At 65.1% G+C, this 23,148-nt stretch carries 25 protein-coding genes and 1 other RNA gene; 15 read left to right on the forward strand and 11 right to left on the reverse strand.

The features are described from left to right. Positions 1–73: 73 nt before the first annotated feature. The 3 genes from ABID37_RS00675 (at position 74) to ABID37_RS00685 (ending at position 1,821) form a co-directional block, all read left to right on the forward strand. Positions 74–541, forward strand: coding sequence for a CreA family protein (locus ABID37_RS00675; RefSeq protein WP_354192437.1), 468 nt, complete (start codon positions 74–76; stop codon positions 539–541). 53 nt (positions 542–594) lie between these two features. Beyond that, positions 595–1,236: a DapH/DapD/GlmU-related protein gene (locus ABID37_RS00680; protein WP_354192438.1), complete on the forward strand. Its 642-nt coding sequence runs from the start codon at positions 595–597 to the stop codon at positions 1,234–1,236. 183 nt (positions 1,237–1,419) lie between these two features. After that, positions 1,420–1,821, forward strand: coding sequence for a hypothetical protein (locus tag ABID37_RS00685; RefSeq protein WP_354192027.1), 402 nt, complete (start codon positions 1,420–1,422; stop codon positions 1,819–1,821). A gap of 81 nt (positions 1,822–1,902) precedes the next feature. Here the strand turns inward: ABID37_RS00685 and ABID37_RS00690 are convergent, their stop codons facing one another. Beyond that, the gene (locus tag ABID37_RS00690; protein ID WP_354192028.1) at positions 1,903–3,111 is read right to left on the reverse strand and encodes a hypothetical protein; all 1,209 of its coding nucleotides are present in this window, start codon (positions 3,109–3,111) and stop codon (positions 1,903–1,905) included. Positions 3,112–3,353: 242 nt separating this feature from the next. On the opposite strand from ABID37_RS00690, the gene ABID37_RS00695 reads away from it, so the two are divergent. Continuing rightward, on the forward strand, positions 3,354–3,752 hold the full coding sequence (locus ABID37_RS00695; RefSeq protein WP_354192029.1) for a low affinity iron permease family protein: 399 nt from the start codon (positions 3,354–3,356) through the stop codon (positions 3,750–3,752). A 48-nt stretch (positions 3,753–3,800) separates the two neighbouring features. Then, complete coding sequence (locus ABID37_RS00700; protein ID WP_354192030.1) at positions 3,801–4,088, forward strand: hypothetical protein; 288 nt, start codon at positions 3,801–3,803, stop codon at positions 4,086–4,088. Between the two features lie 9 nt (positions 4,089–4,097). Here the strand turns inward: ABID37_RS00700 and ABID37_RS00705 are convergent, their stop codons facing one another. Further along, positions 4,098–6,737 (reverse strand): ATP-dependent helicase, encoded by a 2,640-nt coding sequence (locus ABID37_RS00705; protein ID WP_354192031.1) that lies wholly within the window; start codon positions 6,735–6,737, stop codon positions 4,098–4,100. 305 nt (positions 6,738–7,042) lie between these two features. Here ABID37_RS00705 and ABID37_RS00710 point away from each other — a divergent pair, with 305 nt between their 5' ends. Continuing rightward, on the forward strand, positions 7,043–7,291 hold the full coding sequence (locus ABID37_RS00710; RefSeq protein WP_354192032.1) for a hypothetical protein: 249 nt from the start codon (positions 7,043–7,045) through the stop codon (positions 7,289–7,291). Between the two features lie 61 nt (positions 7,292–7,352). Here the strand turns inward: ABID37_RS00710 and ABID37_RS00715 are convergent, their stop codons facing one another. Next, on the reverse strand, positions 7,353–7,595 hold the full coding sequence (locus ABID37_RS00715; protein ID WP_354192033.1) for a hypothetical protein: 243 nt from the start codon (positions 7,593–7,595) through the stop codon (positions 7,353–7,355). A gap of 101 nt (positions 7,596–7,696) precedes the next feature. Then, positions 7,697–8,185 (reverse strand): thioesterase family protein, encoded by a 489-nt coding sequence (locus ABID37_RS00720; RefSeq protein ID WP_354192034.1) that lies wholly within the window; start codon positions 8,183–8,185, stop codon positions 7,697–7,699. 114 nt (positions 8,186–8,299) lie between these two features. Here ABID37_RS00720 and ABID37_RS00725 point away from each other — a divergent pair, with 114 nt between their 5' ends. Both ABID37_RS00725 and ABID37_RS00730 read left to right on the forward strand, forming a co-directional pair. Beyond that, positions 8,300–9,709, forward strand: coding sequence for an FAD-binding oxidoreductase (locus ABID37_RS00725; RefSeq protein WP_354192036.1), 1,410 nt, complete (start codon positions 8,300–8,302; stop codon positions 9,707–9,709). A gap of 189 nt (positions 9,710–9,898) precedes the next feature. After that, positions 9,899–13,705: an AsmA family protein gene (locus ABID37_RS00730; protein WP_354192439.1), complete on the forward strand. Its 3,807-nt coding sequence runs from the start codon at positions 9,899–9,901 to the stop codon at positions 13,703–13,705. A gap of 275 nt (positions 13,706–13,980) precedes the next feature. Here the strand turns inward: ABID37_RS00730 and ABID37_RS00735 are convergent, their stop codons facing one another. The 5 genes from ABID37_RS00735 to ssrA all read right to left on the reverse strand — a co-directional run bounded on the left by ABID37_RS00735 (position 13,981) and on the right by ssrA (position 16,123). Beyond that, the gene (locus ABID37_RS00735; protein ID WP_354192037.1) at positions 13,981–14,202 is read right to left on the reverse strand and encodes a ribbon-helix-helix domain-containing protein; all 222 of its coding nucleotides are present in this window, start codon (positions 14,200–14,202) and stop codon (positions 13,981–13,983) included. A gap of 20 nt (positions 14,203–14,222) precedes the next feature. After that, entirely contained in the window at positions 14,223–14,420 is a 198-nt protein-coding gene (locus ABID37_RS00740; protein WP_354192038.1) for a DUF4169 family protein, read from the reverse strand. Between the two features lie 13 nt (positions 14,421–14,433). Next, positions 14,434–14,967: an SspB family protein gene (locus ABID37_RS00745; RefSeq protein ID WP_354192040.1), complete on the reverse strand. Its 534-nt coding sequence runs from the start codon at positions 14,965–14,967 to the stop codon at positions 14,434–14,436. A gap of 128 nt (positions 14,968–15,095) precedes the next feature. Continuing rightward, positions 15,096–15,662 carry an AAA family ATPase gene (locus tag ABID37_RS00750; protein WP_354192042.1) on the reverse strand — a complete coding sequence of 189 codons (567 nt, stop codon included), beginning with the start codon at positions 15,660–15,662 and terminating at the stop codon, positions 15,096–15,098. Positions 15,663–15,767: 105 nt separating this feature from the next. Then, positions 15,768–16,123: a transfer-messenger RNA gene (gene ssrA / locus ABID37_RS00755) on the reverse strand. 163 nt (positions 16,124–16,286) lie between these two features. On the opposite strand from ssrA, the gene ABID37_RS00760 reads away from it, so the two are divergent. Both ABID37_RS00760 and ABID37_RS00765 read left to right on the forward strand, forming a co-directional pair. Beyond that, entirely contained in the window at positions 16,287–16,595 is a 309-nt protein-coding gene (locus ABID37_RS00760; protein WP_354192043.1) for a DUF2853 family protein, read from the forward strand. Positions 16,596–16,823: 228 nt separating this feature from the next. Beyond that, positions 16,824–17,624, forward strand: coding sequence for a thymidylate synthase (locus tag ABID37_RS00765; RefSeq protein ID WP_354192044.1), 801 nt, complete (start codon positions 16,824–16,826; stop codon positions 17,622–17,624). A 6-nt stretch (positions 17,625–17,630) separates the two neighbouring features. Here the strand turns inward: ABID37_RS00765 and ABID37_RS00770 are convergent, their stop codons facing one another. Continuing rightward, entirely contained in the window at positions 17,631–17,837 is a 207-nt protein-coding gene (locus ABID37_RS00770) for a TOBE domain-containing protein (RefSeq protein WP_354192045.1), read from the reverse strand. A 157-nt stretch (positions 17,838–17,994) separates the two neighbouring features. Here ABID37_RS00770 and modA point away from each other — a divergent pair, with 157 nt between their 5' ends. The 4 genes from modA (at position 17,995) to ABID37_RS00790 (ending at position 21,058) form a co-directional block, all read left to right on the forward strand. Continuing rightward, on the forward strand, positions 17,995–18,801 hold the full coding sequence (modA, locus tag ABID37_RS00775; protein ID WP_354192046.1) for a molybdate ABC transporter substrate-binding protein: 807 nt from the start codon (positions 17,995–17,997) through the stop codon (positions 18,799–18,801). 15 nt (positions 18,802–18,816) lie between these two features. Continuing rightward, entirely contained in the window at positions 18,817–19,521 is a 705-nt protein-coding gene (gene modB, locus ABID37_RS00780; protein WP_354192047.1) for a molybdate ABC transporter permease subunit, read from the forward strand. After that, positions 19,518–20,627, forward strand: a complete 1,110-nt coding sequence (gene modC, locus ABID37_RS00785) for a molybdenum ABC transporter ATP-binding protein (RefSeq protein ID WP_354192049.1) — start codon at positions 19,518–19,520, stop codon at positions 20,625–20,627. Before modB ends, modC begins: the two co-directional genes overlap by 4 nt. An 89-nt stretch (positions 20,628–20,716) precedes the next feature. Next, positions 20,717–21,058: a winged helix-turn-helix domain-containing protein gene (locus ABID37_RS00790; protein WP_354192440.1), complete on the forward strand. Its 342-nt coding sequence runs from the start codon at positions 20,717–20,719 to the stop codon at positions 21,056–21,058. Positions 21,059–21,102: 44 nt separating this feature from the next. On the opposite strand, the gene cobF is transcribed toward ABID37_RS00790, so the two are convergent. Beyond that, positions 21,103–21,876 (reverse strand): precorrin-6A synthase (deacetylating), encoded by a 774-nt coding sequence (gene cobF, locus ABID37_RS00795; protein ID WP_354192050.1) that lies wholly within the window; start codon positions 21,874–21,876, stop codon positions 21,103–21,105. 255 nt (positions 21,877–22,131) lie between these two features. On the opposite strand from cobF, the gene ABID37_RS00800 reads away from it, so the two are divergent. Beyond that, positions 22,132–23,139, forward strand: a complete 1,008-nt coding sequence (locus tag ABID37_RS00800; protein ID WP_354192051.1) for a DUF4424 domain-containing protein — start codon at positions 22,132–22,134, stop codon at positions 23,137–23,139. Positions 23,140–23,148 lie beyond the last annotated feature (9 nt).

Here is a 23,148-nt window from a genome sequence, read left to right on the forward strand (position 1 = left end):
CAGGCTCAACCCACTTGCTTGGCGACGAATGCAAAGCATGGAGATCCTCTTGCGCAAGACGATTGCCAGCCTGATGGCCGCTGCGGCCGTCGCCGGAACCCTCGCTCCGGCTCATGCGGAACAAGTGGGCAAGATCGGCGTCGACTGGTTCGGCAACGACATCAAGATCGAGGCCGTGACCGATCCCAAGGTGGAGGGCGTGACCTGCCATCTCGCCTATTTCGACCGCGGCGTCATCGACCGGCTCCAGAAAGGCAACTGGTTCGAGGACCCGTCCAATGCGGCGCTTTCCTGCCAGCAGACGGGGCCGATCAGGATCGGCGACATCGATCTCGGGCAGAGCGGCGAGGAGGTGTTCCGGCAGTCGATCAGCCTGATCTGGAAGAAGCAGGTGGTGCGGCGCATCTACGACAAGGCCAATGACACGCTGGTCTATGTCGCCCATTCGCAGCAGGTGCAGGACGGATCGGCCAAGATGGCGATCACCACCGTTCCGCTTTATGGCCAACAGGTGGAGTGGGCCAAGGGCAAGCCCCAATAGGCTTGGACCTCGCGAGGCTTGCCGAAGGGCAGGGCACGTCGTACAGCGGCCTGATGGACGAGCCGCAACAGCCAGAACCGCGCGAGCCACAACCGCGCATCCATCCGACGGCGGAGCTGAAGGGCTGCCGGCTGGAGCCTTACGTGGCGATCGGCGAGCGGGTTGTGCTGCGCGAGGTGGCGGTCGGCGCCTTCACCTATTTCGAGCGCCACGCCGAAGCCATCTACGCCACGCTCGGCAAGTTCTGCTCGGTGGCGGCCAATGCCCGCATCAATGCGCTGGAGCATCCCATCGAGCGCATCACGCAGCACAAGGTCAGCTACCGGGCGAACGAGTATTTCCGCTATCTCGGCGTCGATGCCGGCTTTCGCGAGCGCAGGCAGGCAAAGCGCGTGACCATCGGCCACGATGTCTGGATCGGCCACGGAGCCGTCGTGCTTCCGGGCGTAAGCGTGGGCAACGGTACGGTGATCGGCGCCAATGCCGTGGTGACGCGCGACGTGGAACCCTATGCGATCGTGGCGGGATCCCCGGCGCGCCTGCTGCGCCGGCGCTTTGCGCCGGAAACAGCCGGGCGCATCGAACGACTGGCCTGGTGGGACTGGCCGGTGGAGAAGATCGGCCGCGCCATCGGCGACATGCAGAACCTGTCGATCGAAGATTTCCTGGACCGGTGGGAAGTCGAGCGCGGCTGATTTCAGGTCAGCACTGCTAACCATATCCCTTAACGTAAAACATTAGCGTTAAAATTCTGTTTATAGGTTGAAGAACTAAAATATAGCAATCTTTAGTTGCAACCAGATCGGGATTCCGTATCCTGACATCGGAGGTATTTATCTGAAGCGCAAGGACAAACGGAAGCAACAGAGGAGAGTGTCATGAACAAGTTCACCGTTATTCTTGCAGGCGCAGCTATTTCTTTTGCAACTTTCAGTGCACATGCCGGCGGTTGGGGCACCAATGGCAACAGCAACAATTCCAGTGGCGGCCTGCTCAATATTGCACCTGCCATAGCGCTGGGCGACGTCAAGCTGCTCAACGGCCTTTCGATCCTGAACAAGTCGCCGATCCTGTCCGGCAACAACACCGTGCTCGGCAACGGCATCCTGAGCGGCATCGGGCTCGGCGTTCTCGGCATCGGCAACGGTTCGGCCAAGTCGTCGGTGGGCATTGGCGGCGGCGGCAACAGCTACACCGACAACAGCGGCAACACCTACGACAGCGGGAACTCCTACTCGACCTATTCGGTCAAGTCCTACGCGGTGAAGAAGCGCCGCTAAGCCGATAAGTCGGATGTCCGGGTCCGGCTGCGGGCAGGAAGGTTCGCGTCCCTCCTGCCCGCACTCGTGAGCAGGTACAGTTCAAATCCGGGCGCGAAGGCCGATAAAGGCGTCGGTGGTGCGTTCCCGGATGTCGAGGATGGTCTTGAACGTCTTCGACACATCCACCCGGAATATTGCGCTGAGCGGTTTGCCGAAGGCATAGGTGGCCTGCGCATAGAAGCCCCGGCCACGCTCCTCGTTTTCCATAAGCAGGTTCTGCTTCACTTCGCGATAGACGCCGGCGGAAAAAGCGAGGCGTTCCGTCGCCTTCCAGCCCAGCTCGATCTCGGTCCGGTCGAGCCAGGAGGCCAGCGGATCATCGCTGTCGGCGGTCTCGAAGCGGCCGAACCAGGCGCCGCGCAGTTCGAAATCGCGTGGCAGCGGCATGGATGCCTTCACATGCCAGGCGGGGCGGACCTCATCATAGATGCCATGCGCCCCGCGCAAGTTCTCCGCACCCAGCGCCATGCCGAAGGCGATGCCGGCGGCTGTGCGCAGCTCCAGTTCGCCCTGCGCGCCGTAGAGCGTATAGGAGAGGGCGACAGGCGGCGAGCCGAGCTTTTCCACCGTTGCGAACAGGGCGGAGAGCGATCCGCCGGCGGCGAGCGGGCCGAGGGTGCGCATGAGGCGCGCCGCGGCCCTGAACTTGTTCACATCGGGATCGAGCCGCACCGGATCGAGGAGGTCCTGCTCGAAATGCGTGCGCCCCGTCGTCTCGAAGGCATTCGACATATCGAGGACGAGGGCAGTGGCTCCGCCCAGCGCCAAGCCCATCTGCACCTGCGCGCTCGCCACCTGCTTGAGGGCGCGCGTGCCGATGACCAGCGGGCCGATTTCGAGATGGTCGCCCTTGCTGATGGCGGAATAGGCGAGCGTTCCGCGCAACTCCAGCGCAGGCGACAGACGGCGGAAGGCGTGGGCCGAGACGGCAAGGCTGCGATCGTCCTCGATGGCGATGCGATCATGGCGGGCAAGCTGGAACTCGGCGTCGATGCCGGCATTGGCGTCGTCGTCACCCACCTGGTGGCGCATGCCGCCGCGCAGTAGCGTGTACCAGTCCGCCACGGCGATCTCGCTGTCCAACGCGTTGCTGGTCCAGTGACGCTCGATGGAAGCCGATAGCTGCGGTTCGGCAGCCCCGGCGGCAACAGGACCGATGAGGGGCGACAGGAGGGCAGGGGCTGCGAGAAGGAGCGCTCGGCCGGACGATGCATTGCCTGCTCGCCGCCGCTCCGGCTTTCGCGCCATGTCGTCTCCCTCCCGAGGCCGGTACCCCTTCCGCCGTGCGGGGGTGGCGAGGCGGAAGGGGCCGGAGGTTCCGCTGAAGCGGAAAGAACAGGCACCATCGCCTGCATGAAAACTGTGGCCGATCATCCATAAGATGCAGTATATGGGTTTTACAATTAAAAGTTGTATAAAGTTGTAGTCGTTTGGCGGGATGGAACCGGTTGCCATGCCTCGCTGTTCTGTATGGGTCCGAGGACAGTCCGATGCTCGAGAAGCCCTTCACCAAAGCTGCCAATGCCGTCGCCTATATCGCCGGCATGCCGTTCACCTTCATCGCCTGCGTGGCGGTGGTGGTGATATGGGCGGTGACGGGGCCGCTGTTCGGCTTCTCCGATACGTGGCAGCTCATCATCAACACCGGCACGACCATCGTTACCTTCCTGATGGTGTTCCTGATCCAGAACACGCAAAACCGCGACGGCGTGGCGATACAGGCGAAACTGGACGAACTCATCCGCATCTCCAAGGCGAACAACCGTTTCATCGGCATCGAGCATCTGACCGAGACGGAGGTAGAGAACATCCGCAAGACCTGCGAGCGCGCGGTTCGGCGGCAGGCGCGCAATGCCGGGAAAAAGGAGCAGCCCACGACCGGAGATTGACCTTTGCGCCCAAGCGGTCATGGTTGCCGGAACAGAAACGAGGATATCGTGGCGGATTGGGTCGAAATCCTGCGCAAGCAGACCGAGACGGGCGAGAAGATGGCGCGCGAGGTGCCCGCGATCCTTGAGAATCCGCATGTGACGGAGGAGCAGGTGCGGGCGCTGTTCGGGGAACTCGACCGTCAGGCCGAATTCGTCGAGGACCTGCGCGCCACGCTGGAGAAATTCGACCACGACTTTTCCGTCATCGAAGCGGCCGAGCGGCTGGAGGAACGATTCGGAGACCTTGCCGCCGCGGCCGCCGAAAAACTGAAAGCCATGCGCTCGGGCGGGTAAGCCCGCCTGTCAGGCCGCGGTCACGAAACTGTCCAGCACCTTCTTCTGGCCGGCGCGGTCGAAATCGATGGTTAGCTTGTTCCCATCGATGGCGGCGACATTGCCGTTGCCGAACTTCATATGGAACACCCGGTCGCCGACCTTGAAGGCCGACGGGGCATCCGCCACCGATTTCGCGACCAGTTCGCCCTCGATGGTGCGGCCCTTCACCGAGCCACGGCCGGCGCCATAGCCGGAATCGGCCTCGCCATAGCCGATGCGTTCGACGGCATGGCCGGACCGGGTGCCCCAGTTGCGGCTGGTCGCTTCGGTGCGGTTCTGGCGGGCTCGCTGCCAGCCGGGGGTGGCGTAGGTGTTGGAAAAGGCCTGGTCCCCTCTCTGGGCATAACCGCCCGACGGCGAGCCCAGATTGTCGAAGCGCGAGGCGCCATAGGGGTTGCCGTAGCCGCCATAGCTCGATCCGCTTTCGCTGACCTCCACATGCGCCTCGGGCAACTCGTCGAGGAAGCGCGAGGGAATGGTGGATTGCCACAGGCCGTGGATGCGCCGGTTGGAGACGAACCAGATGTGCAGGTTCTTCTTGGCCCGCGTCAGCCCGACATAGGCGAGCCGGCGCTCTTCCTCGAGGCCCGAGCGGCCGCCTTCGTCCAGCGCGCGCTGGTGGGGGAACAGGCCTTCCTCCCAGCCGGGCAGGAACACCGTCTCGAACTCCAGCCCCTTGGCCGAATGCAGCGTCATCAGCGAAACGGCGTCGAGGTCCTCGTTCTGCTCCGCATCCATGACCAGCGCGACATGTTCGAGGAAGGCGCGCAGCGATTCGTACTCCTCCATGGAGCGGATCAGCTCCTTGAGGTTGTCGAGCCGGCCCGGGGCCTCGGCCGAGCGGTCGTTCTTCCACATGTCGGTATAGCCGCTTTCCTCCAGGATCGTCTCGGCCAGCTCGGTATGCGGCGTCGATTCCAGAAGGTCCTGCCAGCGGGCGAAATTGGCGGCGACCTCGCGCAGGGCGGCGCGCGGCTTGGGCTTCAGTTCGTCGCTCTCCGCCAGGTTGGCGGCAGCCTGAAGCATCGGCACGCCGAGCGCGCGGGCCGTGTCGTGGATCTGGCGGATGGTGGCCTCGCCGAGGCCGCGCTTCGGCACGTTGACGATGCGCTCGAAGGCGAGATCGTCGCCCGGATTGGCCACGACGCGCAGATAGGCCATGGCGTCGCGGATTTCCTGCCGCTCGTAGAAGCGGGGGCCGCCGATGACGCGGTAGTTCAGGCCGATCTCGATGAAGCGGTCCTCGAAGGCGCGCATCTGGAACGAGGCCCGCACCAGAATGGCGATGTCGTTGAGCGCATGCCTCCTGCGCTGCAACGCCTCGATCTCCTCGCCGACGGCGCGCGCTTCCTCGTCCGAATCCCAGGCGGCATGGACATTGACCTTGGGGTCTTCCGGGTCCGGCCTGTCGGTGAACAGGGTCTTGCCGAGCCGGCCTTCATTGTGGGCGATGAGATGCGCTGCGGCGCCGAGGATATGGGCGGTGGAGCGGTAGTTGCGCTCCAGTCGGATCACCGTCGCGCCCGGAAAATCCTTCTCGAATCGCAGGATGTTGTCCACCTCCGCTCCACGCCAGCCATAGATCGACTGGTCGTCATCGCCGACGCAGCAGATATTGACTTTGTTTTCGCTCACGGGCCGCATCGCCGCCTGCGGCGGCTGGCCCTCCGCGGGGGCGGACGAAACGTCGCCCGGCGCGCCGTCGCGCGCTCGGCCTTCGGCCGTTTGCAATGAGCCGGTATGGGTGCTCTTGGGGCGCTGGGCCAGAAGGCGCAGCCACATATATTGGGCGGTGTTGGTGTCCTGGTACTCGTCCACCAATATGTATCTGAAGCGCTTGTGATACTCGGCCAGAATATCGTGGTGGGCGCGGAAGATGCGGATCGGATGCAGCAGAAGATCGCCGAAGTCGCAAGCGTTCAGCGTGGTCAGCCGCTCCTGATAGGCGCGATAGAGCTCGCGGCCGCGACCGTTGCCGAAGGCACGCGCATCGCCTTCCGGAATCTCCTCGGGGCCGAGGCCCTTGTTCTTCCAGCCGTCGATCATCTGGGCGAAAGTACGCGGCGCCCAGCGCTTGTCGTCCAGACCTTCGGCCTGGATGAGTTGCTTGATGAGGCGGATGACGTCGTCGGTGTCGAGGATGCTGAAATCGGAGCGCAGGCCGGCCAGTTCGGCATGGCGGCGCAATATCTTGACGCCGATGGAGTGGAAGGTGCCGAGCCACGGCATGCCTTCGATCGCTTCGCCGACCAGCAGGCCGATGCGCTGCTTCATCTCGCGCGCGGCCTTGTTGGTGAAGGTCACCGCCAGGATCTGCGAGGGGTAGGCGCGGCCGGTGGCCAGGATATGGGCGATGCGGGTGGTGAGCACCCGCGTCTTGCCGGTGCCGGCCCCGGCCAGGACCAGTACAGGGCCTTCCGTGGTCTCGACGGCCTGCCGCTGCTCGGGATTGAGCCCCTTCAGATAGTCGGGCGGGCCGCTCTGCGCCTGACGCGCGGCCATGGCGCGTGCGGCGATGCCGGACGGCGCGTGAGCGTCGCCGGAGGCGGCCGGAGGCCTGGCGCCCGGTTCGTCAAAGAAGGGCATATCGTCGGAAAAGCCGGACATTGTTCCCGAATGTAGTGATTCGGTCCCGAAAGACCAGAAGTGTCGCCGTTTTGTTCCGGCAACCGCTCTCGATTACCCCGGCAGGCGGGCGGCTGGCAAGCAAAGCCTCCGGCGCGGGTGCTCATCGCCCCACTTCCGGCCCATGCCGCAATGGCCGACCGTCTCCTGAAATCCACACCGATCCGGCTTCCGGGGCGGTGAATACCAGTTTGGTCTTGCTCCCGCCGTCTGCTCGGTTAAGTCTGCTTCACCGGTCCGCCTCGGAATTCCCCCGGGGACAGCGGACCGGTTGCAAGGGATGAGGCATGGACGACAATTTCGACAAGGCCGGCATTGCGGTCATCATCGTGTTCGGGGCGCTGATCCTCGGCGGACTGATGGCGGCCAATCTGGTGGCGGGCGACCGCAACGGCTTCCTTCTGGCGCTGGGCTCGGCCTTCACGGCCTATGTCGCAGGCTATGCGGTGCTGTTCGACCTGCCGCGCCTCTATGCGATCCTGATCGGCGTGGCGCTTCTGCTGGGCGTGGCCTCGACCGCCGCCTATGCGTTCTGAGGCATGGAGTCCAAGGACGGTCGTAAACCTTTGACAGATAAGGGTTTTGTGGTGCGGACCGTCAGGCGTGCCCGCGCCGCGAGCGCGCCTGCTTGAGGATGGCGCGCCAGCGCACCATGTCGAAGGGAATGGGCTGGCCCCTGGCCGCGATCTCGAAGATGCAATTGTCGACATTGCGCAGCGTGCGCCAGAAATCGTAGTCCGTCACGCGCGGATCGGCGGCCAGCCGCTCGGCTTCCATTTTGACGCTGCGTATGGGGCCGGCCGTCGCGGACGAAGGCGGCAGGTTGTTCTGCGTAGCCATGCCAATGGATTGGCCGTTGCCGCGATTCGTTGCAACGGCATCGTCGGGCCTATCCCCCGTTTATCCTTTCTTAGGGTTAACGGGGCGCTTGGGCGCCCCTTTCAGGCCGTCGCCTTGCGGCGGATGCCGATGGCGCGTCCGGCCTGTTCGGGCATCGGCAGGCGGCTGTGCGCCGCGCGCATCGCCTCGATATTGGCCGCGACATCTTCGGGGAAGGCGGCAACCTTCGGGCCGGACATGTCGACATGCAAGGAGAGGCTTTCGGAGGTGGCCGCCAGCCAGCCATCGACATGGCGGATTTCCTGATAGGCGCGCAGGCGCTTCTCGTCGCTGTCCAGCAGATGGAAGCTCACCGTCACCTTGTCGTCCTGGTGCAGTTCCTGCACGTAGCAGACATGCACCTCGGCCGTGTAGATGGTGAGATTGCGCTCCCTGGCATAGGCCGCGCCGATGCCGAGCAGGTTCAGCACCTCGTCGGCGCCGCGATCGAACAGCACATTGTAGTAGGCCATGTTCATGTGGCCGTTGTAGTCGATCCAGTCCTTCTCGACCTCCATGACGCGCGAGACGAAGGGTGCGGAAACAGTCATGCAGGGTCCTTCCAAAGCTGGACAAAGCTGCCGGAAAGGCAGATCAGGAAACATATTCGCGGGCCGAGCTTAATCGCAAGCAGGAGGCCCGCCTGTCCTGTTGGCGGAGGAAGCATGGCTCTCAGCGACCTGATCGCGGTGGAACGCAACGAGGAAGGCATCGCGGCGGTTCTGCAAACGCTGCGCGATGCGTTCGGGGAGAGGTTCCAGACCGGCCATTCCATTCGCGAGCAGCATGCCCACACGACCACCTACCTGCCGAACCAGATGCCGGATGGCGTGGTCTTTCCCGAAAGCATCGAAGAGGTGCAGCAGGTGGTGCGGGCCTGTGCCGCGCATCGCGTGCCGCTGATCCCGTTCGGAACGGGAACCTCGCTCGAAGGCCATGTCAACGCGCCGGGTGGCGGCATTTCGCTCGACACTTCGCGCATGAACCGCATTCTCGCGGTCAATGCCGAGGATCTCGACTGCACGGTCGAGCCGGGGGTGACGCGCGAGGACCTCAACCGGCACCTGCGCGACACCGGCCTGTTCTTCCCGATCGACCCCGGCGCCAACGCCTCGCTCGGCGGCATGGCGGCGACGCGGGCATCGGGCACCAATGCGGTGCGCTACGGCACCATGCGCGAAAGCGTGATCGCGCTGACGGCGGTGATGGCCGATGGCGAGGTCGTGACGACCGCGAGCCGGGCGAAGAAGAGTGCCGCCGGCTACGACCTCACCCGCCTGCTGGTGGGATCGGAAGGCACGCTTGGCGTCATCACCAGCCTGACCCTGCGCCTGCACGGCATTCCGCAGGCGATTTCGGGCGGGGTGTGCCCGTTCCCGACCCTGGAGGCAGCCTGCCAGGCGGTCATCGCGACCATCCAGATGGGCATTCCGGTCGCCCGCATCGAACTCGTCAACGCCCTTCAGATGAAGGCCATCAACCTGCATTCGAAGCTCGACTATCCCGAGAGCCCATGCCTGTTCCTCGAGTTCCACGGCAGCGAGGCCGGCGTTGCCGAACAGGCCGATCTGTTCGGCATGATCGCCGAGGAGCAGGGCGGCGGGCCGTTCCTGTGGACGAGCGTGGCCGAGGAGCGCAGCAAGCTGTGGAAGGCGCGCCATGACGCCTATTGGGCTTCCTTCACGCTGCGGCCCGGCGCCAAGGGTCTTTCCACCGATGTGTGCGTGCCGATCTCGCGGCTGGCCGAATGCGTGGCCGAAAGCGAGGTCGATATCGCCGAGAACGGTCTGGTCGCGCCGATCGTCGGCCATGCCGGCGACGGCAATTTCCACACGCTGGTGCTGATGGACCCTGACGATCCGGCCGAGATCGCCAGGGTGGAGGGGTTCGTCGCCCGGCTCAACATGCGCGCCATCGCCATGGGCGGCACCTGTACCGGCGAGCATGGCATAGGGCAGGGCAAGGCCGGTTTCCTGCGCCGCGAACTCGGCCATGGCGTCGATATCATGCGCGCGATCAAGCAGGCGCTCGACCCGCAGGGCATCCTCAACCCGGGCAAGACCATCACCGGCTAGAGCATTTTGCAGCGGGCAACCGGCATTGCCTCTTTATCGTCATCGATATCCGGATAGGATCGGGCTGCTTCCTGGGCAATTCCAGCAAAAGTGCGAAGCGGTTTTGCGATCGGAATTGCGTCAAACAAAGGGTTGGGGTGTTTTCGCGATTCACAGAAAGCGGAAATGCTCCAGGGCTCAAGTGAGGACATGCTCGCACGCCTGTTCGTGATCGTCGGCGGATTGCTGGTTCTGGTGCTGCTTGCGGCGCTGGCCGTGCCGCCGTTCATCGACTGGACCGGCTACCGCGCCGATTTCGAGCGTGAGGCGAGCGCCATCCTCGGCCGCAACGTCACGGTGCGCGGCGATGCCACGGCCCGGCTGTTGCCGTTTCCATCCGTCACCTTCACCGATGTCGTGGTGTCCGGCGGCGCCGAAGGCCAGCCGGCCATGACCGTCGATACATTCTCCATGGATGCCGAACTGGCGCCGTTCCTGCGCGGCGAGGTGCTGATCTTCGACATGCGGCTGGAGCGGCCGCGCGCCACCATCGCCATAGGCGAGGACGGCACGGTCGACTGGGCGATGCGGCCGTCCTCGCCCTTCGATCCGGCCCAGATCGCCGTCGAAAAGCTCACCATTTCCGATGGCGAGGTGGAAGTGCGGCACGGCGCGGGCGGGCGCGTTCACACGCTGTCGGGCGTCGATGCCACGGTTTCGGCGAGGTCGCTGCTGGGACCATGGCGGGTGGACGGCGCCATGCTGTTCGACGGGCTGCGCACCGAGATTTCCGCCTCCACCGGCCGGGTCGGCGACGACGGCCACATGCGGCTGAGGCTGCGGGCCCGGCCCCACGGCCTTGCCGCGACCATGGAAAGCGACGGCAATGCGCGTATTGAAAAGGGCGCGCTGTTCTATGCCGGCCAGTTCAGGCTGACGGAGGACGAGGCGAGCCCGGTGCAATTGCGCGGCAGCGACGGCGAGGCTGTGGCGGTCGCGCCGGTGAAGGCCGTGCCCGGCTATCGGGCCAGCGGCAAGTTCCAGCTCGATCACCGCAGGCTTTCCCTCGACGAATTCCGTTTCGAGACGGGGCCGCTCGACAATCCCTATGCCGCGGACGGCACCGCCTCGCTCGATCTGGGGCCGGAGCCGCGCTTCCGCATCGAGGCGTCGGGGGCGCAGGTGCAATTCGACGAAGCGGTCTCGGGCGAAGGCGGGCCGGCGCTCAGCGCCGAAGCGCGTATCGCCGCGCTGGAGACGGCATTGCGGCGGCTGCCGCGCCCGACGATCCCCGGCTCCGTCGATGTGCAACTGCCGGCCGTGGTGGCCGGCGACACCACCATTCGCGACGTGCACCTCTCGGCCGAACCGGCGGAAGCCGGCTGGATGGTGCATTCGCTGGGCGCGACCTTGCCCGGACGCACGACGCTGGATGCCGACGGCCTGCTGAGCACCGGCGAGTCCTTCGGCTTCAAGGGCAAGATGCTGCTTGCCGTGGCGCAGCCTTCCGGGTTCGCGGCATGGCTGGCGAGGGACGTCGACGAGGCGGTGCGCCGCCTGCCGGGCGCCGGTTTCAGCGCCGAGGTGGACCTGACGCGTTCGCGCCAGAAGTTCAGCAATCTGGAACTGATGCTGGGCGGCGCCAAGTTCGGCGGCCGTATCGAGGCCGTGCAGACCGGTGATGCGAGGCCGGCGGTGGCGCTGACGCTCGATGGCGGGGCGCTCGACCTGGAAGGGCTTTCCGCCTTTGCCTCGATCTTCGTCAGCACGGAGGGCGCCAACCGCTTCACCGGGCAGGATCTCGATTTCGATATCAAGGCCGGCCCGGTCGAGGCATGGGGTCTTTCCGCCGAGCGGGTGGATACGGCGCTGCGGCTGCGCGAGGGTGTGCTGGAAGTCGACCGGCTGGCGCTGACCGGACTGGCCGGCGCTGCCGTCAGCGCCACCGGGCGCATTTCCGGTTTTCCCGACAGTCCCGCCGGAAATCTCGATGCCTCGCTGGTCGCCGTCGATCTGGCGCCGCTGGTCGAGGCTCTGGATGGCCGACAAGGCGACAGCGGGCCGATCGTCGGGGCACTGGTTAAGGGGCTGGCGGCGCGTGCGCGCGCCTATCCCGGGTTGCTGGAGGATGCGCGTATCGATGCGGTGATGAGCGTGGCGGCCGAGGACGGCAGCGGCGGCAGCTTCGCCCTTTCGGCGCAAGGCAGCGCCGGCGGTTCCGCCTTTTCAGCCAGCCTTTCGGGCCAGCGCGATGCCGGCGATATGCTGGACACGCCCTTGTCCGTCACCCTGGGCATCCGCAACGACGATGCGACGACGCTGATGGCGCTGGCCGGCCTGCCGGCGCTGCCGCTCGGGCTGACGGGTCCCGGCGTGGCGGATATCTCCGCCAAGGGCAGCCTGCGCGACGGCATGGCCACCATGGCGGTGCTGACCGGCGACGATTTCAAGGCTTCGTTCGACGGCACGGTTTCGGCGGCCGGACAGGGCGCGGCGCTGAAGGGCAGGGCAAGCCTGGAGGCGGCCGATATCGAGCCTTGGCTGATGACGGCCGGCGTCGCCATCCCCGGCATGGGCACGGGAACCTCGATGTCTTTCAGCGCCGATGCCGATTATGGCAGCGGCCTGCTGATCCTCAACGGCCTCTCCGGCGCAGTGAATGAAAGCGCCTTTTCAGGCGACATCAATGCCGAGGTGAAGGACGGCAAGCCGCATCTTACCGGCGAGCTGGTCCTCGACGAACTCAACCTCGACCCGCTGGCGGCGATGCTGATGGGCGATGCCGCCTTTGCGTCCGTCACCGAGGGCTGGCCGACAGTGCCCTTCGCGGCCACCTCCACCGCACCGGTCAGCGCCGAGCTGGACGTTTCCACGGCCGCCCTTCTGGCCGGGCATTTCGCCACCGCATACGATGCCTCCCTGTCGCTGAAACTGGACGGCGAGGGGCTGCGGGTTTCCGATCTCACGGGCAGGCTGTTCGGCGGGGCGCTGTCCGGCCTGTTCGAGCTCAAGAATTCCGGCGGGACTGGCTTGCTGAGCGCACAGATGAGCGTGGGGGGCGCGGACCTTGCCGCGCTCCTGCCGGACAGCGGCCTGTCCGGAAAGACCGATCTCTCCGCCGCCCTGTCGACCAGCGGCAAGTCGGTCGACGGCATGGTGACCTCGCTGTCGGGCTCCGGTACGGCCTCGCTCAGGGGGCTGCAGGTCGCCAACCTCAACGCCGATGCGCTGCCTGCCTTCCTGGCGGCGGCCGATGCCGCGGGCCGCGACATCGATGCACGCCGGACGGCCGAGTTCGCGCCGGCGATTGCAACGAAAGGCAGCTTCGCCGTGCAGGACGCGGACATTGCCTTCACGCTCGCGAACGGGGTGCTGCGGGCGCCGCCGGTCAAGCTGTCTGGCAAGGCAGCGGATATTTCGGCCGATCTTGGCGCCGATCTGGCTGCCGGCACCGCGCAGGTCCAGGGCGCAGTTGCCTACCGTGCCGGAAACGAGGCGCTGGTCGGCTCGGAGCCGGTGCTCAACTTCTCGGTCGGCGGCCCCCTTGCTTCCATGACGGTCAGCCTCGACAGCGCGCCCTTGGCGCAATTCCTGACCCAGCGGGCGCTGGAGCGGGAGCAGCAGCGGGTGGAAGCCATGCAGGCGGCCCTGCTCGAAAAGCAGCGGCTGCGGCGCGAAGTGCGCTATTACGCGGCCTTGCAGGTGCAGCGCGAGCGCGCGGCCGAGGAGGAACGGCGCCGGCAGGAAGAGGCACGGCTGAAGGCCGAACAGGAAGCGCGGGCAAGGGCCGAGGCGGAACGCCTTGCGCGTGAAGAGCAGTTGCGGGCCGAGCAGGCTGCTCGCGCAACGGAAGCCGAGGAGCGTGCGCGCCGCGAGGCGGAGGCCGCCCGTTCGCCGGAACCGCCGGCGCTGGAGCGCGCGCCGCTGCCGCCGCCCGCCACTGACAACGGCACCGTGCCCCCGGCAACCGAACCGTTCACCTTGCAGAACCTGTTGCGGTCGCTCGAAGGCGGATGAATCGCGCTGCGGCCGTCACTCCCGAGGAGGAGGCGAAGTGATCGTGAGTTGGAAGCGATTCAGGAATCTTGAAGCGTTCCGGCATGGATTCCCGACACTCTCCATTCGCTTCGCTCATTGCGAGGCCGGGAATGACGGAAAAGTATAAGCACATCCGTCATTCCCGACCTTTAAGCGACCGCAGGGAGCGCAAAGTGTCGGGAATCCATGCCCGAACTTGGACAAGTTCTCGCGGGCTGCGGGTGCGGGGATGACGATGCGTAGGCCGGAGGGCATCAGCCCCGCTTGCCCTTGGCCCAGTCGAGCACATAGAGCCGCAGGGCTGACGACAGGTTGGACTCCCTCGGGCGGCTTGCGTCGATCTCGGCCACGAGCGCCGCAAGCGGCATGTCGCGGGTGACGGCGATGGCGACGAGATCGTCGTAGAACGGCTCTTCAAGGGAATAGCTGGTACGGTGGCCGCGAATGGTGACCGAACGTTTTTTCACCAGGCCCATGGCACTGTCCGCAGGCTCACTCAGGCATCGTCGGAAGAGGGCGGCGGCGAACGCCTGTGCCCATCGAGGAAGCTGACCGCCTTTTCATCGGCCTTGCGGTCGCGTTCCCGCTCGGCCTTCGACCGGCCGTGAAGGGCGCGGTTCCCGGCTGCCACGCGCTCCCGATCTTCCCGCGCCTTCCGCTTGCGGGCCTGGCGCAGGTTGACGATCTCGGCCACGGCGGTGCCCGCCCTATTTCTTGCGGAAGGCGTCGAGCGATACGACTTCGGCGCCCTTGCCGGCCGCCGGCTCGGCGGCGGCCGCTTCCTTCTTGGCTTCGGCCGGCTTCTTCTTGGTGGCGGGTTTCACCTCGGCCGGCGGCTGCGCGGCCGGTTCCTGCGGTTCCTGCAAGGCGGCCTCCGACGGTTCGGTCCTGACATCGAACTCCAGTTCGAAATTCACCGAAGGATCGTAGAAGCCGCGAACCGCCGAGAACGGAATCTCCAGCTTCTCGGGAATGTCGGAGAAGGAAAGGCCGACCTCGAACCCGGTATCGGAGACCTTCAGGTCCCAATACTGGAACTGGATGACGATGGTCATCTGCTCGGGATAGCGCTCGCGCAGGCGGCTGGAAATACGCACGCCCGGCGCGCCGGTCAGGAAGGTGATGAAGAAGTGATGGTTGCCGGGCAGGCCCGTGCGCGAAACCTCCGCCAGCACCTTGCGCATGACGCCGCGCAGGGCTTCCTGAGCCAGAATGTCGTATCTGATATGGTCGTCGGCCATGAACAGTTCCGTTGAATCGTCAGCCTAGCTGTAATCAAGCTTGGCGACGGCGTAAACCGCATATAGAGGGGCAACGCCCCCTCCAGGGCCCAGGCCGTGCAAATTTGATCGGCGACCCCTGCCAGAGGCTATGTTTGGGGCGGTTGGCCGACGGCCTCGGCCACGAAGCGGACACGCTCGTCGACCGGCGCAAGCGGCAGGTGCAGCAGCTCGTAGCCGAGTTCCTCATAGACCGTCCGCATGGCGTCGAAGGTGCGCTCCGCCTCGGCCGCCGTCTGCCGCCGCTCGGCGTCCTGCTCGAAGATTTCCGGCCAGAACGGCGCGATGAAAACCCGGCGGTTGTAGCGCATGGTTCTGGCGGCGCTCATCATATGGTCCGGCACCGCCAGGCCGGTGAGGCGCAGATAGCCGATGGTGTCGGGAATGCCGCGATCGAAGAACAGCGGGCCTTCCAGCGGGCCTTCCATGTCCCGCGCGGCGGCATGGGAGCGCATTTCCCAGGACAGCATCAGTTCGGCAAACAGGGCCGGGCTTCGCCACGGCAGGGCGGGACCGTCGATCGCCTGCTGGGCGCGGATGATGCCGCGTCCCGCTTCGGGCATGGCCGAATGGCCTTTTGCACCCAGCGCCTCGATCAGCGTCGTCTTGCCGGAGCCGGGACCGCCGGTGATGACGAAGAAGCGTTCGGAACCCATCGGATACTCCTTGGAAATGTCAGGGTGGAAAACCGGCACGCCAACGCGCGCGGCGGCGCGTCGCAGCGGCCTTGGAGAGGAGGAGATGAAAGAGGAGAGGGAGAAAGTGGAGGTTTCTGTTGCCAGGTACCTCCGAACCCCGCCTAGAGGTGCGAACCCCTAGGAGTTTATTTGAAGCTGTCGCACCGCATTACGCAGCGAGACGTGCTTCCGCATAGTTGTCGTTGGCAACTATAAGTTTAGCCCGATAACGGTGGTACAATGCCGGGCGAAAGTACGATCTTTACACCTTCGTCGATCCTGTTTCGCCCCCAGCAAAAGCCGCCCGTAACGGCGGTTTTTGGTGGAGGCGCCGGGTACCGCCCCCGGGTCCGAACGGTTTATTTCATCGCCCGTTTATCGCCATAGTCGGACAAGCCGACGGTGCGAATATAGGCAGTCCCGCCGGCAAATGGAAGAGTGCGCAGGCAGGCAATTATCGGTGTCGGCACGGATTTCTTTGGCTTGACTTGGCCGCGCGATATCTTGCAGGCTCGCAATCGGTACGGGAATCCTGCCCGGCGACAGGTTGCAGCGGCGGATCACCGTGGAAGTGGGGATTTCTAACTCCGAGAGGGGATGTCGATGAGCGACTATCTGGCTGATGTGAAGAAATACGATGCCGGCGCGGATGCCGCGGTGGTGGACAAGATCGTGAAGCATCTGGGCATAGCCCTGCGCAATCGCGATTCCTCGCTTGTCGCCACCAGCGACCAGAAGGAACTGGACCGCGTACGCGACAGCTGGTGCATCAAGAAGCTCGGCGCCGAGCCGCAGGCCGCCGAGGCTGCCATCGCCAAGGTCGCCAAGGCCATGGCCGGCGACAACACCAAGGAACGGGTGACGTTCTACTATCTGGTCGCCAAGGAACTCGGCGAGCTGGGCTCGCTCTAAGAGATCGTCAGGCGCCTGCCGCTGGCGGGGTTTCTGAAGATCCGGCACTTCTGAAGACAGGGCAGGCGGGTCGCATCGCCCGCCGGCTGTCATCCTCTGCAGTCCGGCCATGTCTCGTGACCGGTCGGCGCATGTCGTCTCGGCTGTGGAGCGACTGCACCGACGGCTGTGCGGGAATGACCGCCGTGTCTATAGTGCGGACCGTGAAAACTCGTCGGAACGGAGCCGATGCGGCAATATCTCGATCTTCTGCGGCATGTCCTTGAAACCGGTGTCGATCGCGGCGACCGCACCGGTACCGGCACGCGCTCTGTGTTCGGCTATCAGATGCGGTTCGATCTGGCGGACGGCTTCCCCGTCACCACGACCAAGAAGCTGCATCTGAAGTCGATCATCCATGAACTGCTGTGGTTCCTGGCCGGCGACACCAACATCAAATATCTCAACGACAACGGCGTCACGATCTGGGACGAATGGGCCGACGGGAACGGCGATCTCGGCCCCGTCTACGGCCGCCAGTGGCGGTCTTGGCCGGCGCTGGGGTCCGATGGTGGCGAGATCGACCAGATCGCCAACCTGCTGATCGAGCTGCGCCGCAACCCGCAATCGCGGCGCCTCATCGTTTCCGCCTGGAACCCGGCGCAGGTGGACACCATGGCGCTGCCGCCCTGCCATTGCCTGTTCCAGTTCTATGTCGCGGAAGGGCGGCTTTCCTGCCAGCTCTACCAGCGCTCGGCCGACATCTTCCTCGGCGTGCCGTTCAACATCGCCTCCTATGCGCTGCTGACGATGATGATCGCGCAGGTGACCGGGCTGAAGCCCGGCGAGTTCATACACACGCTGGGTGACGCCCATCTCTACGCCAACCATTTCGAGCAGGCGCGCGAGCAACTCGCGCGCACGCCGAAACCGCTGCCCACCATGTGGATCAATCCGGCGGTGGACGACCTGTTCGCCTTCCGATTCGAGGATTTCAGGCTGGAAAACTACGTTGCCGATCCCAGCATCAGGGCGCCGATCGCGGTTTGACGCCTGTCAGTCCACGGCCACCATCACGTCGGATGCCTTGATGACGGCATAGGCGTCGCCGCCTTCCTTCAGTCCCAGCTCGTCCACGGCCTCGTTGGTGATCGAGGCGGTGACGACGGCGCCGCCGATGTCGATTCGCACATGGGCGGTAGTGGCGCCCTTCGACACTTCCACGATCCGGCCCTTGATCTGGTTGCGGGCGCTGATTTTCATGGTCTGATCCTTTCCAGATCCGGTTTTCAATGGAGTGACTGAAGCACGCTTGCGGCGCAAGCAAAAGGCTTCCCTTGTTATATCCATCCGTATATATCGACTATGAAGCCGCACGCCGCGGCGTTCGATCAAAAGTCATCTGACAGGGAGAAGCGCGATGGCCAGGGCCACGAGGACGGGTTTGAAGGCAATGATGGCGGCGGGAGCGCTTTCGGCGCTGCTGATGGCCCCCGTTTCGACGGCGCAGGCCGACGACAGCCAGGTCGTCGTTTTTGCCGCCGCCAGTCTGAAGAATGCGCTCGACGCCATCAACACCGCCTGCGAGGCCGATGTCGGCGAGGCCGCCAAGATTTCCTATGCCTCGTCCTCGGCGCTGGCCAAGCAGATCGAGGAAGGCGCGCCGGCCGACGTGTTCATCTCGGCCGATCTCGACTGGATGAAGTATCTTTCCGACAAGAACCTCATCAACGCCGCAACTGAAGAGCAACTGCTCGGCAACCGCATCGTGCTCGTCGCCCCCAAGGATTCGACCGCCGAAGCCAAGCTCGAGAAGGGTTTCGACCTCGCCGGCCTGATCGGCGAGGGCAGGCTCGCCATGGGCGACGTGCAGGCGGTTCCGGCCGGCAAATACGGCAAGGCGGCGCTTGAGGCGCTCGACATGTGGGGCTCGGTCGAAGGCAAGCTGGCGCAGGCGGAGAACGTGCGTGCGGCGCTGAAGCTGGTGGCCACCGGCGAGGCAGCGGCCGGTATCGTCTATGCCACGGATGCGGTGGCCGAGCCGGAGGTCAAGGTCATCGGCACCTTCCCGGAAGAGACCCATGCGCCGATCATCTATCCGGTGGCGCAGACGGCCGAGTCCAAGGATGCCGACACGCCGGCCTTCCTGAAGTGCCTGCACACGGAGAAGGCCCGCAAGCTGTTCGAGGAGCAGGGCTTCACCGTCCTGGCGCCGGTCTCCAACTAAGCCTGCCCGCCGTCCATGAACTGGTTGCTTGATCTCACGCCTGACGAGTGGACGGCCGTCAGGCTGTCGATCCGGGTGGCGACGGTGGCGATGCTCGCCTCCATCCCGCCCGGAATCCTGATCGCCTATGTGCTGGCGCGCGGCCGCTTCTGGGGCAAGACGCTGCTCAACGGCATCGTTCACCTGCCGCTGGTGCTGCCGCCGGTGGTGACGGGCTATCTGCTGCTGCTCGCCTTTGGCCGGCGCGGCCCGGCGGGCGCCTTTCTGGCCGAGCATTTCGGCATCGTCTTCTCGTTCCGCTGGACGGGCGCGGCGCTGGCCTGCGGGGTAATGGGCTTTCCGCTGATGGTGCGCGCGATCCGGCTGTCCATCGAATCCGTCGACCGCAAGCTGGAGGCGGCCGCCGGAACGCTGGGCGCCAGTCCGCTATGGGTGTTTTCCACGGTGACGCTGCCGCTCATCCTGCCCGGCATCATTGCCGGCGCCATCCTGTCCTTCGCCAAGGCGATGGGCGAGTTCGGCGCCACCATCACCTTCGTTTCCAACATACCGGGCGAGACCCAGACGCTGCCTTCGGCCATCTACACCTTCACGCAGGTGCCGGGCGGCGACGAGGGCGCGCTTCGGCTCACTCTCATCAGCATCGTCATTTCCATGCTGGCGCTGGTCGCCTCCGAAGTGCTGGCGCGCCGGCTGGGCAAGCGGATGGAGGTGGAATGACGCTCTCCGTCGCTATCCGCCACCTCCAGGGCGACTTCCGGATCGAGGCGCAATTTGCCGGATCCGGCCGTCTGACGGCGCTGTTCGGACCCTCCGGTTCGGGCAAAAGCTCGCTCATCAACCTGATCGCCGGGCTGATCCGGCCGGACGAGGGGCGCATCGAGGTCGACGGCAAGGTGCTGGTCGACACCAAAGCCCGAATATTCGTGCCGCGTCACAAGCGCCGTATCGGCATGGTCTTTCAGGATGCGCGGCTGTTCCCGCATATGAGCGTGCGCTCCAACCTGCTCTATGGCCGCTGGTTCACGCCCGCTGCCGAGCGCTATCTGGAAATGGGTGCGATCGTCGACCTGCTCGGTATCGGCGCGCTGCTGGAGCGCAAGCCGGCAACGCTGTCGGGCGGTGAGAAACAGCGCGTGGCGATCGGGCGGGCGCTGCTGTCCAGCCCCCGGCTGTTGCTGATGGACGAGCCGCTGGCCTCGCTGGACGAGGCGCGCAAGGCCGAGATCCTGCCCTATATCGAGCGCCTGCGCGACCAGATGAAAATCCCCATCGTCTATGTCAGCCATTCCGTTGCCGAGGTGGCACGGCTGGCGAGCGACGTGGTGGTGCTGGCGCAGGGCAAGGTGACTGCCTCCGGCCCGGTGGCCGACATATTGCAGCGGCTCGACCTGCTGCCTGCGGGCGAGCGCGGCGAGGGCGGCGCACTGGTCGAGACGGTGGTGGCGCGCCATGACGACGCCTTTTCCATGTCGGTGCTGCACTCGGCCGCCGGCGAGATCCGGGTGCCGCGCATCGGCATTCCCGTCGGCCAGCCGGTGCGGCTGCGCATCCGCGCCCGCGACGTGATGATCGCCACGGAGCGGCCAACCGGCCTCAGCGCGCTCAACATCCTGCCGGGAAAGGTCGCGGCCATCGCCCATGGCACGGGCGCGGAGAGCGAGGTGCGCATCGACTGCAACGGCGTGCCCATCGTGTCGCGCATCACCGAACAGTCGCGCCAGGCTCTGGATCTGAAGCCCGGCCTGCCGGTGTTCGCGGTGGTCAAGACTGTCACCTTCGACGAGGCCAATACGGGTGCGGGAATACAGGAGGCGGATATGTGAAGCGCCGCACCATCGTTATTCTATTTTAGAATAGCGGTACGGCCTCAAAGGCGCTATGGGTGAAGGAGACCGGATTGCGGGAAGAGAAGATGCCGTCGCTGACCTTACGGATAAATCTCGATCCTGACGGGCGCATCGGGCCCGGTAAGATCGAGCTTCTGGAGCACATCGCCTCCTTTGGTTCCATATCGGCTGCCGCTCGCACCATGCAGATGTCCTACAAGCATGCCTGGGATCTGGTGGAGGACATGAACCGCGTCTTCGGCAAGCCGCTGGTAAGTGCCCAGACCGGCGGCAAACGCGGAGGCGGAGCCCAACTCACCCCGGTCGGACTTGCCGTGGTCAGCCGTTACCGGGCCATCGAGCGCGCCGCCGCCTCGGCCGCCGAGACGCATATGATGGCGCTGCAGGCCGAGATCGACGCCGGATAGAATCACGTGTGAGGGCACGCCCTGACGTGGAACCGGCGATAGGGTTATTCTTCCGCTTCGCCCGGCTTGCGCAGCAGGTAGGTGTCCATGATCCAGCCCTTGGCGGCGCGGGCCTCGGCGCGTGTCGCGACGATCCGATCCTCGACGTCGCCGAGGCGGCCGGCAATGACGATCTCGTCCGGCGTGCCCAGATAGGCGCCCCAATGGATGATGGCGTCCTTGTCCTTCACGGTGCGGAAGGCGCAGTTGCCGTCCAGCATGACCACGACGGTGCCGGCATTGTCCGGCATGCCTTCGGCGGCCAGCCGGCGGCCGGTGGTGATGAGCACCGGGTCGCCGATGCGGTTGAGCGCGATGCGATGGCTGGCGCACAGCGACTGGATGGCCGTGATGCCGGGAATGACCTCGACCGCGAAATCGACATTGCCGCGTTGGCGCACTCTTTCGAGGATGCGCAGGGCGCTGTCGTAGAGCATCGGGTCGCCCCAGATGAGAAGCGCGCCGCAACCGTTGTCGCCGAGTTCGTCGAGGATCAGCGCCTCATAGATACCGGCGATGTCCTCGTGCCAGTCGTCCACCGTGCTGCGATAGGAGGACGTCGGCTCGGCCCGCTTCGGCACGCCGAACCCGACGCGGCGCGTGGCCGCATTGGTGACGAAACGGTCGCAGATTTCATGCCGCAGCGCCGCAAGATCGCTCTTTTCGGAGCCTTTGTCGGGAATGAACAGGACATCCGCCCGGTTCAGCGCCGCGATGGCCTGAACGGTCAGATGTTCGGGATTGCCGGCGCCGATGCCGATGACGAGAAGCGTGCGCATGGCGCAATTTCCTGCCCGATCCGCCTCGTCCTGTCCAGCGGAGCGCAGGGCGGAATCGAGGGGGCCTTCGACCGGTTCGGGGGCTTTCGACCTGGGAAACCTGGCTGAAACTCTCTGGAGCCTTTCCGCTTTTCCCTGAATCGCGAAAACGCTCTAACCTTTTGTTTTGACGCAATTCCGGACGCAAAACCGCTTCGCACTTTTGCTGGAATTGCTCTAGTGTCGCGTCGTCGCCCGACGAGGAGGGAATCACCCATGCTGCGCCTGTGCCTGTCTTCGCTTGCGATGCTGGCTGCCCTGCCGGCTTTCGCCAACGATTCCATGGCCGAACTGGGCACCGGCGGGCTCATCCTGTCGCGCAGCGACCTGATCGAGATGAAGAGCGAGGACCTGTTCATTTCGCGGAAGCAGGTGCGGGTCGACTATGTGTTCGCCAACCGCTCGGACGAGGATATTTCCACCATCGTCGCTTTCCCGATGCCGGATATCTCCGGCGGGCCGGACATGATGGTGGCCGTGCCGGACAATGCCTCCGACAATTTCCTCGACTTCCGTGTGACCAGCGACGGCACCGAGATCACGCCCCAACTGGAGCAGAAGGCGTTTGCCGTGGGGCTCGACGTCACCGGCGAACTGCAGGCCGCAGGCATTCCGCTCAATCCCTATGCCGAGGATGCCTATGCGAAACTGGCCGGGCTGCCCGACGATGTGGCGCGGGACTGGCAGGAGCGCGGCATCCTCATGCTCAACGAATATGACGACGGGTCCGGCTGGAAGACCGAGCGCACGCCGTTGTGGAGCCTGCGCTCGACCTATTGGTGGAAAGCGACGTTTGCCGCCGGCAAGGATGTGCGCGTCTCGCACAGCTATGTGCCGAGCGTCGGTGCGACGGCGGGCATCGGCTTCTTCTATGACGGCAAGTTCCAGGGCGATTATCAGGACTACAAGCACCGCTATTGCATGGATCCTGCCTTTGAAAATGCAGTGCGCAAGGCGGCGAGCCGAAACGCCAACGGCGTTCCGGCCCTCTCCGAGTACCGCATGTCCTATGTCCTGACCACCGGCTCGAACTGGGCGCTGGGCACCATCGGCGATTTCAGGCTGACCATCGACAAGGGCGATGCGGCGGCGCTGGTTTCCTTCTGCGGCACGGGCGTGAAGAAGACCGGCCCGACCACTTTCGAGATGCGGGCGAAGAATTTCTATCCCGAGCGCGACATCGACATATTGATCCTCGCTCCGGCCGGCGGCGAGGCGGAGTAAGGAAAAGGC

The organism is Aquamicrobium terrae, assembly GCF_040545735.1.
GTDB classification, from domain to species: Bacteria; Pseudomonadota; Alphaproteobacteria; order Rhizobiales; family Rhizobiaceae; genus Mesorhizobium; species Mesorhizobium terrae_A.

What these genes read in the sequence shown, in the direction of transcription:
- ABID37_RS00675 (WP_354192437.1), top strand. Translation starts at nt 74, where the DNA reads ATGGCCGCTGCGGCCGTCGCCGGAACCCTCGCTCCGGCTCATGCGGAA.
- ABID37_RS00680 (WP_354192438.1), top strand. Translation starts at nt 595, where the DNA reads ATGGACGAGCCGCAACAGCCAGAACCGCGCGAGCCACAACCGCGCATC.
- ABID37_RS00685 (WP_354192027.1), top strand. Translation starts at nt 1,420, where the DNA reads ATGAACAAGTTCACCGTTATTCTTGCAGGCGCAGCTATTTCTTTTGCA.
- ABID37_RS00690 (WP_354192028.1), bottom strand. Translation starts at nt 3,111, where the DNA reads ATGGCGCGAAAGCCGGAGCGGCGGCGAGCAGGCAATGCATCGTCCGGC.
- ABID37_RS00695 (WP_354192029.1), top strand. Translation starts at nt 3,354, where the DNA reads ATGCTCGAGAAGCCCTTCACCAAAGCTGCCAATGCCGTCGCCTATATC.
- ABID37_RS00705 (WP_354192031.1), bottom strand. Translation starts at nt 6,737, where the DNA reads ATGTCCGGCTTTTCCGACGATATGCCCTTCTTTGACGAACCGGGCGCC.
- ABID37_RS00710 (WP_354192032.1), top strand. Translation starts at nt 7,043, where the DNA reads ATGGACGACAATTTCGACAAGGCCGGCATTGCGGTCATCATCGTGTTC.
- ABID37_RS00715 (WP_354192033.1), bottom strand. Translation starts at nt 7,595, where the DNA reads ATGGCTACGCAGAACAACCTGCCGCCTTCGTCCGCGACGGCCGGCCCC.
- ABID37_RS00720 (WP_354192034.1), bottom strand. Translation starts at nt 8,185, where the DNA reads ATGACTGTTTCCGCACCCTTCGTCTCGCGCGTCATGGAGGTCGAGAAG.
- ABID37_RS00725 (WP_354192036.1), top strand. Translation starts at nt 8,300, where the DNA reads ATGGCTCTCAGCGACCTGATCGCGGTGGAACGCAACGAGGAAGGCATC.
- ABID37_RS00730 (WP_354192439.1), top strand. Translation starts at nt 9,899, where the DNA reads ATGCTCGCACGCCTGTTCGTGATCGTCGGCGGATTGCTGGTTCTGGTG.
- ABID37_RS00735 (WP_354192037.1), bottom strand. Translation starts at nt 14,202, where the DNA reads ATGGGCCTGGTGAAAAAACGTTCGGTCACCATTCGCGGCCACCGTACC.
- ABID37_RS00745 (WP_354192040.1), bottom strand. Translation starts at nt 14,967, where the DNA reads ATGGCCGACGACCATATCAGATACGACATTCTGGCTCAGGAAGCCCTG.
- ABID37_RS00750 (WP_354192042.1), bottom strand. Translation starts at nt 15,662, where the DNA reads ATGGGTTCCGAACGCTTCTTCGTCATCACCGGCGGTCCCGGCTCCGGC.
- ABID37_RS00760 (WP_354192043.1), top strand. Translation starts at nt 16,287, where the DNA reads ATGAGCGACTATCTGGCTGATGTGAAGAAATACGATGCCGGCGCGGAT.
- ABID37_RS00765 (WP_354192044.1), top strand. Translation starts at nt 16,824, where the DNA reads ATGCGGCAATATCTCGATCTTCTGCGGCATGTCCTTGAAACCGGTGTC.
- ABID37_RS00770 (WP_354192045.1), bottom strand. Translation starts at nt 17,837, where the DNA reads ATGAAAATCAGCGCCCGCAACCAGATCAAGGGCCGGATCGTGGAAGTG.
- modA (WP_354192046.1), top strand. Translation starts at nt 17,995, where the DNA reads ATGGCCAGGGCCACGAGGACGGGTTTGAAGGCAATGATGGCGGCGGGA.
- modB (WP_354192047.1), top strand. Translation starts at nt 18,817, where the DNA reads ATGAACTGGTTGCTTGATCTCACGCCTGACGAGTGGACGGCCGTCAGG.
- modC (WP_354192049.1), top strand. Translation starts at nt 19,518, where the DNA reads ATGACGCTCTCCGTCGCTATCCGCCACCTCCAGGGCGACTTCCGGATC.
- ABID37_RS00790 (WP_354192440.1), top strand. Translation starts at nt 20,717, where the DNA reads ATGCCGTCGCTGACCTTACGGATAAATCTCGATCCTGACGGGCGCATC.
- cobF (WP_354192050.1), bottom strand. Translation starts at nt 21,876, where the DNA reads ATGCGCACGCTTCTCGTCATCGGCATCGGCGCCGGCAATCCCGAACAT.
- ABID37_RS00800 (WP_354192051.1), top strand. Translation starts at nt 22,132, where the DNA reads ATGCTGCGCCTGTGCCTGTCTTCGCTTGCGATGCTGGCTGCCCTGCCG.